We start from the raw sequence: 12,264 nt of genomic DNA, 5'->3' as shown, positions 1-12,264 counted from the left end.
TGTTGCCGGTAAGATGCGCGCCCCTCAACGGAACAACCCCATGGCCAAAGACATCGACAACCCCTGCGTCTCGCTGTGCCAGCTCAACAGTGAGCTGTGCGTGAGCTGCGGCCGGACTCGGGACGAGATCCGCAAGTGGCGGGGCATGAAGCGCCCGGAGAAGATGGCGACCGTGCAGCGGGCCGCCACGCGGATGAAGGCCATCGTCAAGAAAAATGCCAAGCGCCAGGCCGGGCAGGTCACGGCGCACTGAGGGGGAAGCCGGACGGCTCGAACCTGTCATGGGTGGCCATGCGAATATCACGCAGCTTCAGTGTTTGCAGATGGGACGCGTACAGGCCCTGCGCGCTGTAGTTGACCAGCAGTGAGCGGCGGCGTGCGCCACTGGTGTTGAGGCTGGCCGCGTGCACCAGGTCGACATCGAACACCAGGATGTCACCGGCCAGGCCGGACACATGCACGGCGCGGGACTCGTCGCCGAAGTCGAAGGGCGGCGCGCCCGGCACCGGGCGATGGCTGCCCGGGACGATGCGGGTCGCGCCGTTGGCGGGGCCATAATCATCCAGGTAAACCAGGGCACCCACCATATCGCCCGGGCGTTGCGCGCTCAGGTCGCGGTGCAGTTGCTGATGACCGCCGCCAACGAGGGGTTCGCGCCCCTCCACCTGGGCGAGGAAGAAACGCTCTCCGATCAGCTCGCCAGCCGTCGCCAGCACGCACGGTAGCCGGCACACCGCCTGGATCAGCGGGTCGCAGTCCAACTGCGAATGACGCCAGTCCTGGCCACGTGGCACTGGCCATTGCGCCGAGGGTTTCACCCCGGCATCGAACACGGCGCGCAAACCTTCCAGCCAGGCAGCTGGAATCGCTCCGCGAAGCAGGGCATAGCCGTCTCGGTGCAGCCGTTCGCGTTCGTTCATCGTGCTTGGAAATCCTTGTCATCCGTGTGCCGGGCAATGGTAGTGACTGGAGCGTGCTTTTGCGAGTGAAGCCAGGAAACACCAATCGCTTCTAGACTTGCGCTGATGACGGAAACCCACTGGGGGAGCGGCGCATGCGCAGACTGTGGCGAAAGTACCTCGACCTGCTGGAAGCGGACCTGAGCACCAAGGTCTTCGACAACTTCAAGAACCTGCTGGTGTGCGCCTTGCTGTTCGCCGCGGGCACCGAAGCCATTCATGGCGACCACCAGATCCTGCTGGGGCTGTGGGTGTCGAGCACCAGCGGCTGGGGGCTGATCCTGGTGTCGGCGTTGCTGTTGCTGCTCAACGTCAGCGACACCTTGCACCGCTTGGCCAAGCTGCCCTACCACACCTTGCTGCAGGTGCTGCTGTGCCTGCTGTACCTGATCCTGGCCTCGCGGGTGGTGGAGATTGTCTGGAGCTTCCGCGCGGCCTAGTGTCCTGTCTCGGAAATAAGCGGTTCACGTTTGGCGGCGTCTTGGGCATGAACACCAGCTTGACCGGTACGTCGTGCTTGCAGGTTGCCGCCGCAGGGCCGGCGGCGTAGTGATCGAAGGAAACCATGGACCAGGGTGGGTGGTCGTGGAAGCGTATTGGCCCGGCCTTGCCGGGCACCGCCAGCAAGGCTGGCCCCTACAAGTGAATCACTGACCGCTGTCGGATGGCCGCGCGTAGCCAACACTTCCCGGCAAAAATCCCGGATAATGCCCGCCATTCATTTGTTCCCGCCCGCTTTCTGGTACCCCCGCGCATGGAAATCAAGGTCAATTTTCTCGACAACCTCCGTCTCGAAGCCAAGTTCGACGACTTCACGGTGATCGCCGACCAGCCGATCCGCTACAAGGGCGACGGTTCGGCCCCGGGGCCGTTCGACTACTTCCTGGCGTCGTCGGCCCTGTGCGCGGCGTACTTCGTCAAGCTGTACTGCCAGACCCGCGACATCCCGACGGAGAACATCCGCCTGTCGCAGAACAACATCGTCGACCCCGAGAACCGCTACAACCAGATCTTCAAGATCCAAGTCGAGTTGCCCGAGGATATCTCCGAGAAGGACCGCCAGGGCATCCTGCGCTCCATCGACCGCTGCACCGTGAAAAAGGTGGTGCAGACCGGCCCCGAGTTCATCATCGAAGAAGTCGACAACCTCGACGCCGACGCCCAGGCGCTGCTGATGCCGGTATCGGACAGCACCACCTACATTCCGGGCAAGGACCTGCCGCTGGAGCAGACCATCGCCAACATGTCGGCGATCCTGGCGGGGCTGGGGATGAAGATCGAGATCGCCTCGTGGCGCAACATCGTGCCCAATGTCTGGTCGCTGCATGTGCGTGACGCGCAGTCGCCGATGTGCTTCACCAACGGCAAGGGCGCCACCAAGGAAGCCGCGCTGGCCTCGGCGCTGGGCGAGTTCATCGAGCGGCTGAACTGCAACTTCTTCTACAACGACCAGTTCTGGGGCGAGGACATCGCCAACGCGCCGTTCGTGCACTACCCCAACGAGCAGTGGTTCAAGCCCGGGCCCAAGGACGCGCTGCCGGCCGAGATCCTCGATGAGTACTGCCTGGAAGTCTTCAACCCGGACGGCGAACTGCGCGGCTCGCACCTGTACGACACCAACTCGGGCAACAAGGAGCGCGGCATCTGCTCGCTGCCATTCGTGCGCCAATCGGACGGTGAGACGGTGTACTTCCCATCCAACCTGATCGAGAACCTGTACCTGAGCAACGGCATGAGCGCCGGCAATACCCTCGCCGAGGCGCAGGTGCAGTGCCTGTCGGAAATTTTCGAGCGGGCGGTCAAGCGCGAAATCCTCGAAGGCGAGCTGTGCCTGCCGGACGTGCCGCAAGCGGTGCTGACCAAGTACCCGGGTATCGTCGCCGGCATCCAGGGCCTGGAGGAGCAGGGCTTCCCGGTGCTGGTCAAGGACGCATCGCTCGGTGGTGAGTTCCCGGTGATGTGCGTGACCCTGATGAACCCGCGCACCGGTGGCGTGTTCGCCTCGTTCGGCGCCCACCCAAGCTTCGAGGTGGCGCTGGAGCGCAGCCTTACCGAACTGCTGCAGGGCCGCAGCTTCGAGGGCCTGAACGACCTGCCGCAACCCACCTTCGAAAGCCACGCGCTGACCGAACCGAACAACTTCGTCGAGCACTTCATCGACTCCAGCGGCGTGGTGTCGTGGCGCTTCTTCAGCGCCAAGGCCGACTTCGAGTTCGTCGAGTGGGACTTCAGCGGCCATGGCGAAGACTCCAACGTGCAAGAGGCGCAGACCCTGTTCGGCATCCTCGAGGGCCTGGGCAAGGAGGTGTACATGGCCGTGTACGACGACCTCGGCGCTACCGCCTGCCGCATCCTGGTGCCGGGTTACTCGGAGATCTACCCGGTCGAGGACCTGATCTGGGACAACACCAACCGAGCGCTGGGTTTCCGTTCCGACATCCTCAACCTGCACCAACTCGACAACCGCTCGCTGAAGCTGCTGCTCAAGCGCCTGGACAATGCCGAGGTGGACGATTACACCACCATCACCACGCTGATCGGCGTCGAGTTCGATGACAACACGGTGTGGGGCCAGCTCACCATCCTCGAGCTGAAGCTGCTGGTCCACCTGGTGCTGCAGCGTTTCGAGGATGCCAAGGAACTGGTCGAGATGTTCCTGCAGTTCAACGACAACACCGTCGAACGCGGGCTGTTCTACCAGGCGCTCAACGTGGTGCTGGAGGTGGTGCTGGACGATGAGCTGGAAATGGCCGACTACGAGCCCAACTTCCGCCGCATGTTCGGCAACGAGCGGATGGACGCGGTGCTGGGCTCGGTGGATGGCAGTGTGCGCTTCCATGGGTTGACGCCGACCAGCATGAAGCTGGAAGGGTTGGACCGGCACCTGCGGCTGGTCGAGAGCTACAAGAAGCTGCACGCGGCGCGGGCTCGCGCGGCGGGGTTGGTTTGAGGGAGTTGGTTGTTTCAAGGTGTTCGGCGGTAGTGCTGCAGCGCCTTTGAGATCGAGCGCCGCCCCCGCGGCGCATCGCGGATAAAATCCGCACCTACAAGGCCAATCATGCCTGGGCGGGACAAGGTTTCCCGGCTGGTGTAGGAGCGGATTTATCCGCGATGCGCCGCGCAGGCGGCGCTCGATCACCAGAGCACTGCAAGGCCGCTGTTCGCCATCACGCGATCAAAACCATCCAAATGAGCGCGACACTGCGCCACGCTTGCCAGACCGACCCTAAAGTCACATGCTGACGCCCACGTCACCGTGCGTAACACGGATCGTTGTCGATGTTTCGACCAAGGAGGTCAAGGTGAAAAGAAAACTGCTGGCAGCGTCGGCGCTGCTGTGGATGTTCTCGCTGAATGCACAGGCGGACTGCGCGGTGCTGGGCCCGTGGGAAGACCCGTGCGCGGGCGCGGTGCTTGGGCCAACGGTTTGCGTGTGCGAGCGTTGATACCCTTTTTCTGATGACAAGGAAGTTACCCATGAAAAAAGCGTTGCTGGCTGTGCTGTTGACCTGGGGCGTCGCGCTGACCGCCCAGGCGTCCTGCCCGGTGTTCGGGCCGTCCGAGGATCCTTGCGCGGGGCCGGTGTTCGGGCCATCCACCTGCGTATGCCCTTGAGCTGATCGGGGATGTGAAGAGGGCCGCTTTGCGGCCCTTTTTCATTTTTGAGAACGCTGCAAGGCAATCGCCGAGGCTGTGCTATCACTACAAGGTTGCACATGGAGGCCTGGGAGCTTGTGATGAATCGCCTGATCTACGTGTTGATTATGTTGTTCACCTTGCTCCCCGTCGTGGGGAAGGCCAACGAAGCGGCAGACAGCGCCACCGACGGTGTGGCCGGCAAACCTGCCGAGCTGCGTATCGCCAACCGCGACATCTTCACCTTTCATGCCACCTTGCTGGGTGAGACACCCGCCGCGCGGGCGCAGCGTGCCACGCTGGTGATCGATGACGCCTTGCGCAGCACCGACGAGCTCACGGTCAGCATCGACCCCATCCAGCACAGCCACCTGGTCCTGCTGGGCGGACGGCGAGCGTTCATCGTGTCGCCCCATGACCTCGAGGTCGGTGGCGATACCCGGGCGGCCGCCGAACAGGCCGCGGCGGTCCTGCGCCAGGTGGTCCAGGAGACAGGCGAGGCGCGCAACCTGCATTTCCTGCTCAAGGCGCTGGGCTATTCGGCGCTGGCCACGCTGATCTACCTGGCGCTGATCAAGGCCGCCAACCTGGCCCGGAGCAAGTTGCGCGGCAGCCTGCCGCAACTGATGCGCCAGCGCGCCTACCAATTGCGGGTCGGGCAGTTGCCTTTGTTCGACATGCAGTATGTGTACTGGTTGATCGACCGCCTGCTGCGCCTGCTGTACTGGGGCGTGGTGCTGCTGCTGAGCTACCAGTGGCTGAGCTTCGTGCTGTCGCAGTTCCCCTATACCCGGCCCTGGGGCGAAAGCCTCAACGTGCACCTGCTCGACCTGCTGCGCTACCTGCTCGACGGCATATTGCAAGCGATCCCTGGTATCGCCGTGGCCGTGCTGATTTTCTTCATCGCCCGTGGCATCAGTGCGTTCAGCCGTCGTCTGCTCGAGCGCATGGCGCGCCCTGGCACGCTCAACTGGTTGACCGAGGAGACACTGCAACCGACCACGCGCCTGACGTCGCTGGCGATCTGGCTGTTCGCCCTGGTGATGGCCTACCCCTACCTGCCGGGTTCGGGGACCGATGCCTTCAAGGGGTTGTCGGTGCTGCTGGGCCTGATGATTTCCCTGGGCGCTTCCAGCGTGGTGGGGCAGGCGGCGGCCGGGCTCATTCTCACCTACTCACGCACGCTAAAGGCCGGGGAGTACGTGCGCGTGGGCGACAACGAGGGCACGGTGACCGAAGTGGGCATGTTCAACACCACGATCCGCACTGGGCTTGGCGAGGTGCTGACCTTGCCCAACTCGATGATCACCGGCTCCGTGACGCGCAACTATTCGCGGGTGGTCCAGGGCCAGGGCTACATCGTCGACACCGTGGTGACCATCGGCTACGACACACCCTGGCGCCAGGTCGAGGCCATGCTGATCGAGGCCGCGACGCGCACCGAGGGGATCGTCACCACGCCCAGGCCGCAAGTGTTCCAGACCGGGCTTTCGGATTTCTACCCCGAGTACCGCCTGGTGGCCCAGGCGATCCCCAGCGAGCCGAGGCCACGCGCGGAGCTGCTGAGCCTGCTGCACGCCAACATCCAGGATGTATTCAACGAGTACGGCGTGCAGATCATGTCGCCGCATTACCTGGGCGACCCGGCGCAAGAGAAGTGGGTGCCACGGGACCAGTGGTTCTCGGCACCTGCCCGGGCCCCCGGCGAGGACAGTGACAAGGGCTGAGCCGCCTCACACGCTGCGTGTCAGCCCGCCATCGACCTTGATGTTCTGCCCGGTGATGTAGGCGGCGCCGTCGCTGGCCAGGAAGGCGATGGTGGCGGCAATCTCGTCGCTGGTGCCGTAGCGCTTGAGCGGTACGCTGTCGCGGCGCTGCTCGGTGGCCGGCAGGCTGTCGATCCAGCCGGGCAGCACATTGTTGATGCGCACGTTGTCGCCGGCGAACTCGTCGGCGAAGATCTTGGTGAATGCGGCCAGCCCCGAACGGAACACGGCGGAAGTGGGGAACAGGGCGCTGGGTTCGAAGGCCCAGGCGGTGGAGATGTTGATGATCACCCCAGCCTTCTGCCGCTGCATGATCGGTGTTACCAGGCGGGCCGGGCGGATGACATTGAGCAGGTAGGTGTCCATGCCCTTGTGCCAGTCTTCGTCGCTGATCTCGAGGATCGGCGCGCGCGGGCCGTGGCCGGCGCTGTTGACCAGCACGTCGATGCGCCCCCACTTGGCCATGACCGTATCGACCAGGCGTTGCAAGTCATCTACCGACTGGTTGCTGCCGGTGATGCCCACGCCACCCAGTTCCTCGGCCAGGGCCTCGCCCTTGCCCGACGACGACAGGACCCCGACCTTGTAGCCGTCGGCGGCCAGCCGCCGCGCTGCGGCCGCGCCCATGCCACTGCCACCGGCGGTGATGATCGCTACTTTTTCGACTGACATGCTGCCTCCAGGTAAATGCCTTGACTGAGGGTGTAACCCTAGCAGTACGGTGCGCGGTGAGGGAGGCAGTCTGGCTTTGTCAAGCCAGTAGCTCAGCTATCGGCTACCTGTTGCAGCAGCCAGGCCTTGACCCGCTGCAAGGTCGCCGGCTGCCGGGGCTTGCGTGGCCACACCAGGTAGAACGCCTTGTCCAGGCGCAGTTGCTCGGCGAACACCTGGACCAACCTGCCCGCGACGAGGTCGGCCGCGACGAAGGCATGGCTGGCCAGGCAGATGCCCTGGCCGTTGACGGCGGCCTCGATGGCCAGGGCGGTCTGGTTGAAGCGCATGTGCCTGGCGCTGGCCGGCGCGTGCCCGGGGTACAGCGTGGCGGTGAACTGGGGCCAGAAGCCGTGGGCGTCGTGCAGCCAGACGAAGCCCTGCAGGGCCTCGAAGCTGTCTGGCAGGCCCTTGTCGGCAATCAACCGTGGGCTCGCCACGGCGACGATGCGCTGCTCAAGGAGCGGTTCGGCGTTCAGCCCGGCGCCGAACGGCGGCTGGCCTTGGCGCACGGCAAGGTCCACCCCGTCGGTGTGGAAGTGCGACAGCCGGTCGGTGGCCAGCAGGCGCAGGTCGATCTGCGGGTTATCCTCGGCGAACGCCCCCAGCCGGGGAATCAGCCATTTCGAGGCGAAGGTGGGGGTGACACTGACCGTCAGGTGTGTCGGCGCTGGCCTGAGCAGGCGGGTAGCCTCATCGATCATCGCCAGGGCGTCGCGCACGCTGGCACTGTAGGCCAGCCCCGCGTCGGTCAGCCCCAGGCCCCGTGGCAGGCGCTCGAACAGGCGGATCCCGAGGCTGGCCTCCAGCCCACGAATCTGCTGGGCCACCGCCGCCTGGGTCAGCCCCAGTTCCTCGGCGGCCAGGCGGAAGTTCAGGTGACGGGCCACGACTTCGAACATGCGAAGGGCATTGAGCGATGGCAAAGCGGGGAAACCGGCGGGCATGGCGATGGCTGTTCTATGGGCGGGAACGTGTGTGCCGAGACTAGCCTCGATGCCTGGGTAAAGGAACCCATGCCAGTAGAAAAACCATCACCTAGGTCGCGTACTGGGCAATGCCGTGGCCGAACGACCAGTTCTCCTTGCGCACTTCGACCAGGTTGATGAACACATCCTCCGGGCGCACGTCCGCCTCTGCTTCCAACCCCTCGGCGATGGCCTGGAAGAGCGCTTTCTTCTGCTCGACCGTACGCCCCTCGCTGATGGTGAGCTGGATGAACACCTGGCGGTCCGTGCGCGGGATGCCCAGGTACTCGCGGTCGTTCACCAAGCGGTCGTCGTCGTGCTCGGTCAGCACCTGGAAGTTGTCGTGCTCCGGCACATTGATGGTGCGTTTCATGGCCGCGAACACCACCTGCCCGAGCTTCTGCAGGTGCATGCGGTCGGGGTGGCGGCGGATGTCGATGCGTACCAGAGGCATGTGCAGCTCCTTGAGGATGGCAGGTCGCCGGAAACAGCATAGACCCCCTGTAGGAGCCAGCCTTGCTGGCGAACCGGGTTCAACGCTGGCCTTGGATCCGTGCGGGGGCTGTTCGCCAGCAAGGCGGGCTGCTACAGGTGCGGTGGTGATCCGCGAAGGATTCGCCACTATTTCCTGGTCGCTTTGCCGCCGGGCACATGCAGGTACGACATCACACTCTCGGTCAACTCGGTCGCCAGCTTCACCGCTTCCTTGTTACGCGCCATGACCCCGGCCACCAACCCTTCGATCAGCGCCAGCACGGCAATGTTGGAGCTGGTCAGCACCGGGTGGTCGGCGGGGGCGTACAGCACATGGCGGGCGATCGGTGCCAGGGGCGAAGCGGGCGAATCGGTGATCGCCAACACCGTGGCGTTGCGCTCATGGGCGAAGCGCGACAGCTGCAGGGTGTCCTGGGAATAGCGGGGCAGGGCGATCGCCAGCAGCACGTCCTGCTCGGTGATCGCGGCCAGGCGGTAGGCGGCGTTCTCGTTGCCGCCTTCCATGCTGATGGCGCAGGCATCCTTGCAGAACGGCACCAGGGTCGAAGCTGCCAGCCCCGCCAGGTACACGCTATTGCCGAAACCGAGCACGTACACCTTGCGCGCGCCGACCAGGCTGCTGATGAAGGCTTCGAACGCTTCGGCCTGGTTGTTGCTGGCGGTGGTCGCCAGGTTGCTGGTGGCGCTCTGGATCTGCTCATGCAGGCCAAAGTCGCCGCCTGGGCGCTGGGCCAGTTCGTTGCGCAGCTTGTCCACCGGCGAGACCATCTGTTGCAAGGTCGCCACCAGTTCGGTCTTCATGCCGCTGTAGCCGCCGAGGTCGAGGGCCTTGGCCAGGCGATTGACCGCCGCTGGCGAGGTCGCGGTGGCCTGGGCCATTTCCTCGATGGTCAGGGTCGCGGCCTTCAGCGGATGGCGCAGGATGTAGTCGGCGACCTTGCGCAGCGAGGGCGGCAGTTCGGCCAGGCCCTGCGACAGCTTGCGCATGACCGGCGAGGCGTAGACGGTGGTGTTCTTCGAGTGGCTGGTCATCCGCGGCGAGGCTCCTGTAAGCGTGGCCGTAGTGTATCCCAAGGCACTTCCCGGCGCGGCGCCGGGAAGCGTCAGGGGGTTACTTGAGGCTGCCGGCGAGGAACTGGCGCAGGCGCTCGGACCGTGGCCGGGCCAGCACCTCGCGTGGGTCGCCACATTCTTCGGCCAGGCCCTTGTGCAGGAACAGCAGCTGGTTGGACACCTCGCGGGCGAAGCCCATCTCATGGGTGACCACGACCATGGTCCGGCCTTCCTGGGCCAGGTCCTGCATGACCTTCAACACCTCGCCCACCAGCTCCGGGTCGAGCGCCGAGGTGGGCTCGTCGAACAGCATCACCTCAGGCTCCATGGCCAGCGCCCGGGCGATGGCCACCCGTTGCTGCTCGCCGCCGGACATGTGCGCCGGGTAGGCGTCGCGCCGGTGGCTGACGCCGACCTTGTGCAGGTAGTGCTCGGCTTTTTCACGCGCTTCCTTGCGGCCCATGCCCAGCACCTGCACCGGGGCCTCCATGACGTTCTCCAGTGCGCTCATGTGCGACCACAGGTTGAAATGCTGGAAGACCATGCTCAACCGTGCGCGCAGCCGTTGCAGCTGGCGCGGGTCGGCGGCGCGCAGCCCGCCACGCGGGCAATTGCGCAGTTTCAGCTGCTCGCCGTTGACCAGGATCTGCCCGGCGTTGGGCTGTTCGAGCAGGTTGATGCAGCGCAGGAACGTGCTCTTGCCCGAGCCGCTGGAGCCGATGATGCTGATCACATCGCCGGCGTTGGCCTGCAGCGAGACGCCGCGCAGCACCTGGTGGTCGCCGTAGCTTTTGTGCAGTTGCTGGATGTCCAGTTTGTTCATGTGTCGATTCCCCGTGGTGTCAGTCGCTGAGCAAGCGACCCTGGCGGATGGGTGTGCTGCCGGCGACCTTGGCCAGCCACAGGCCGGGCTGGGCGAAACGCAGGCGTTCGCGGGCATAGAGGATGCCGTCGGTGCTGGCGTGGACCACGCTGTGGCGGTCGCTGAGTGGGTCAATCACTTCGAACAGCGGATCACCGACCCTCACCTTGGCCCCCAGCGGTTGCAGGAAACTGACCACGCCTGGGTGTTCGGCGTAGGCGTACTGGGCACCGGCGAACGGCGTGGCCGGGCAGTGGTGATCGGGCGCGGCGGGCCACGGGCCGTCGATCAGGCCCTGGTCGGCGAGGTAGCCGAGAATCTGCTCGGCGCTGGCCTGGCATTGTTCGCGGCCGGTGTCGGCCATGCCGCGCAACTCGATGGTGGTGGCCACGCAGGCCAGGGGGATCTCGGCTTCGGGGAAGTACTCGCGCAGGTGCAGCCAGGGCGCCGCGCAGGCTTCATCGAACGCATCGCCACCGGCGCCTTCGGCCAGCAGCGCCGTTTCGGCGCCCAGGCGCGCGGCCAGCGAGTGCAATCGCGGCCAGTGCTGGGGCATGGCGTAGAGCAGCATCACCGACTCGAAATCGCAGTGCAGATCCAGCACCAGGTCGGCGTCGCAGGCGTGTTGCAGCAGCAGGCGGCGCAGGCCGTCGAGCTCGGACCTGGCCGGCGGCAGGTCGGCGAGCAGGTCGAGCATGGCCTGGCGGATGGTCGCCACGTTGGCGTCGCCATCGCCACCCAGCCGGCCCTGCAGGTGCGCCGCCAGTGCTTCGGTCAACGCCGGGAAATCGCGGTTGAAGTTCTTGCCGCTGTCGAACTCGAAACGGCCCTGGTGGGTGGCCTGGAACATCTGGCCGATGCCGATCGGGTTGGCCAGCGGCACCAGTTCGATCACCCCGCTGAGCCGGCCCTGGGCTTCGAGCTCGAGCAGCCGGCGTTTGAGCTCGACCGCCACGCGCATGCCCGGCAGTTCATCGGCATGCAGCGAGGCCTGGATATAGGCCTTGCGCGGGCCGTTGCCGAAGCGCAACACGCGCAGGCTGCGCTGGGTGCCGCAGGTGCTCCAGGGCAGAGTGTGGTCAATGTGCTGCATGGGAAGCTCCTTAGTGCTTGCGCGGGGCCAGGTAGGCCAGCCAGCGGCGTTCGGCCAGCTTGAACAGGCGCACCAGCATGAAGGTCAGGGCCAGGTAGATCAGCCCGGCGGTGATGTACGCCTCGAAGGGCAGGTAGTAGCGGGCGTTGAAGGTCTTGGCCGCGCCGGTGATGTCGACCAGGGTGACGATCGAGGCCAGGCTGGTGGTCTGCAGCATCATCAGCACCTCGTTGCTGTACTGCGGCAGCGCCCGGCGCAGGGCCGACGGCAGCAGGATGCGGCGGTACAGGGTCAGGCGCGACATGCCCATGGCGCGGGCGGCCTCCAGCTCGCCCCGGGGCGTGGCCCTGAGGCTGCCGGCCAGCAGCTCGGCGCTGTAGGCGCTGGTGTTGATGGCGAACGCCAGGCAGGTGCAGAAGGTGGCGCTGGACAGGTACGGCCACAGCGGGCTTTGGCGCACCGCCTCGAACTGCGCCAGGCCGTAGTAGATCAGGAACAGTTGCACCAGCATCGGCGTGCCGCGGATCACATAGGTGTAGAGCCAGGCCGGCACGCGCAGCAGGCAGGCGCGCGAGACCCGCATCAGCGCCAGTGGGATCGCCAGCGCCAGGCCGCAGGCCAGGGACATCAGCAGCACTTTCAGGGTCAGCGCGATGCCGCCCAGATACAGCGGCAGGTTCTGCCAGATCAATTGATAGTCGAGCATCATCGAAGGCGTCCT

General features: G+C 65.4%; 14 protein-coding genes. 6 read left to right on the top strand and 8 right to left on the bottom strand.

Annotation, left to right across the window (positions count from 1 at the left end):
• Positions 1 to 40 precede the first annotated feature (40 nt).
• Positions 41 to 253, top strand: a complete 213-nt coding sequence (locus tag IM733_RS09165) for a DUF1289 domain-containing protein (protein ID WP_248920568.1) — start codon at positions 41 to 43, stop codon at positions 251 to 253.
• On the opposite strand, the gene IM733_RS09160 is transcribed toward IM733_RS09165, so the two are convergent.
• A complete protein-coding gene (locus IM733_RS09160) occupies positions 240 to 920 on the bottom strand; it encodes a phytanoyl-CoA dioxygenase family protein (protein ID WP_248920567.1) in 681 nt (226 codons plus the stop codon). The two genes, IM733_RS09165 and IM733_RS09160, sit on opposite strands and share 14 nt — an antisense overlap.
• A gap of 134 nt (positions 921 to 1,054) precedes the next feature.
• Here IM733_RS09160 and IM733_RS09155 point away from each other — a divergent pair, with 134 nt between their 5' ends.
• From IM733_RS09155 to IM733_RS09135, 5 genes are all read left to right on the top strand, one after another.
• Positions 1,055 to 1,399: a hypothetical protein gene (locus tag IM733_RS09155; RefSeq protein ID WP_011534438.1), complete on the top strand. Its 345-nt coding sequence runs from the start codon at positions 1,055 to 1,057 to the stop codon at positions 1,397 to 1,399.
• A 314-nt stretch (positions 1,400 to 1,713) separates the two neighbouring features.
• On the top strand, positions 1,714 to 3,909 hold the full coding sequence (locus tag IM733_RS09150; RefSeq protein WP_248920566.1) for an OsmC domain/YcaO domain-containing protein: 2,196 nt from the start codon (positions 1,714 to 1,716) through the stop codon (positions 3,907 to 3,909).
• Positions 3,910 to 4,261: 352 nt separating this feature from the next.
• The gene (locus IM733_RS09145) at positions 4,262 to 4,405 is read left to right on the top strand and encodes a PA0050 family protein (RefSeq protein ID WP_248920565.1); all 144 of its coding nucleotides are present in this window, start codon (positions 4,262 to 4,264) and stop codon (positions 4,403 to 4,405) included.
• 31 nt (positions 4,406 to 4,436) lie between these two features.
• Positions 4,437 to 4,574, top strand: a complete 138-nt coding sequence (locus tag IM733_RS09140) for a PA0050 family protein (protein ID WP_248920564.1) — start codon at positions 4,437 to 4,439, stop codon at positions 4,572 to 4,574.
• 122 nt (positions 4,575 to 4,696) lie between these two features.
• Entirely contained in the window at positions 4,697 to 6,322 is a 1,626-nt protein-coding gene (locus IM733_RS09135; RefSeq protein ID WP_248920563.1) for a mechanosensitive ion channel family protein, read from the top strand.
• Positions 6,323 to 6,328: 6 nt separating this feature from the next.
• Here IM733_RS09135 and IM733_RS09130 read toward each other — a convergent pair whose 3' ends face one another.
• From IM733_RS09130 to IM733_RS09100, 7 genes are all read right to left on the bottom strand, one after another.
• On the bottom strand, positions 6,329 to 7,033 hold the full coding sequence (locus IM733_RS09130; RefSeq protein WP_248920562.1) for an SDR family oxidoreductase: 705 nt from the start codon (positions 7,031 to 7,033) through the stop codon (positions 6,329 to 6,331).
• A gap of 92 nt (positions 7,034 to 7,125) precedes the next feature.
• Complete coding sequence (locus IM733_RS09125; RefSeq protein WP_248920561.1) at positions 7,126 to 8,019, bottom strand: LysR substrate-binding domain-containing protein; 894 nt, start codon at positions 8,017 to 8,019, stop codon at positions 7,126 to 7,128.
• 91 nt (positions 8,020 to 8,110) lie between these two features.
• A complete protein-coding gene (locus IM733_RS09120; protein WP_248920560.1) occupies positions 8,111 to 8,494 on the bottom strand; it encodes a tautomerase family protein in 384 nt (127 codons plus the stop codon).
• Positions 8,495 to 8,661: 167 nt separating this feature from the next.
• Positions 8,662 to 9,567, bottom strand: a complete 906-nt coding sequence (locus tag IM733_RS09115; RefSeq protein ID WP_248920559.1) for a MurR/RpiR family transcriptional regulator — start codon at positions 9,565 to 9,567, stop codon at positions 8,662 to 8,664.
• 79 nt (positions 9,568 to 9,646) lie between these two features.
• A complete protein-coding gene (locus IM733_RS09110) occupies positions 9,647 to 10,411 on the bottom strand; it encodes an ABC transporter ATP-binding protein (protein ID WP_248920558.1) in 765 nt (254 codons plus the stop codon).
• A gap of 19 nt (positions 10,412 to 10,430) precedes the next feature.
• Positions 10,431 to 11,543 (bottom strand): succinylglutamate desuccinylase/aspartoacylase family protein, encoded by a 1,113-nt coding sequence (locus IM733_RS09105; protein WP_248920557.1) that lies wholly within the window; start codon positions 11,541 to 11,543, stop codon positions 10,431 to 10,433.
• 10 nt (positions 11,544 to 11,553) lie between these two features.
• A complete protein-coding gene (locus IM733_RS09100; RefSeq protein ID WP_248920556.1) occupies positions 11,554 to 12,252 on the bottom strand; it encodes an ABC transporter permease in 699 nt (232 codons plus the stop codon).
• Positions 12,253 to 12,264 lie beyond the last annotated feature (12 nt).

Source organism: Pseudomonas entomophila (genome assembly GCF_023277925.1).
In the GTDB taxonomy this organism is placed as follows: Bacteria; Pseudomonadota; Gammaproteobacteria; order Pseudomonadales; family Pseudomonadaceae; genus Aquipseudomonas; species Aquipseudomonas entomophila_D.
The sequence above is the reverse complement of the archived record's forward strand: the minus strand, read 5'-3'. Positions and strand labels throughout refer to the sequence as shown.